Origin of the sequence: Mesorhizobium sp. Cs1321R2N1, from assembly GCF_037179725.1 — a bacterium.
GTDB classification, from domain to species: Bacteria; Pseudomonadota; Alphaproteobacteria; order Rhizobiales; family Rhizobiaceae; genus Mesorhizobium; species Mesorhizobium salmacidum.
Genome location: NZ_JAPYKP010000340.1, coordinates 1 through 495 on the forward strand (window position 1 = coordinate 1; position 495 = coordinate 495).

The following is a 495-nucleotide window of genomic DNA, read 5'->3' on the forward strand; positions in this document are numbered from 1 at the left end:
TTTCTTGCCTACAAGGGACAATTTGTCTCGCGCTTCACCAACCTGATCGAGCAACTCTTCGCTTGGCGACTTCTCGACCTGCAACTGGAACGCTTGTCCGACATCATTCTCGCGCCTCGGGAGCCCCGGATCGACCATGGTGGGTACGAGGGGCCAGTCGAAGGGCATGTCGAATGTCGTAATCTGAGCCTCTATTACGCTTTTGGCGAACCATTCGTGCGCGGGGGGCTCAACCTGGCGATCAGGCCAGGTGAGTGCGTGGCGATCGTGGACGCATCCGGATGTGGCAAGTCCACCTTAGCCAAGCTTCTGACCGGCCTCTACGAACCAAGCGGCGGTGAGGTGCTGATCGACGGGCGTCCACTGAAATACTGGAGTAATCGGTCAATAAGGGCTCAGATCAGCTATGTGTCACAGGACGATCAGTTGCTAGCCGGCTCTATCGCGGAGAACATCGCCTTCTTTGCCGAGACGATCGACATGGAACGTGTCCGC

General features: G+C 57.4%; 1 protein-coding gene. It reads left to right on the forward strand.

Annotated features, from left to right (window positions below; genetic code table 11):
• On the forward strand, positions 1-495 hold a 495-nt coding region (locus tag O7A61_RS32380; RefSeq protein WP_337133202.1), incomplete at both ends, for an ATP-binding cassette domain-containing protein.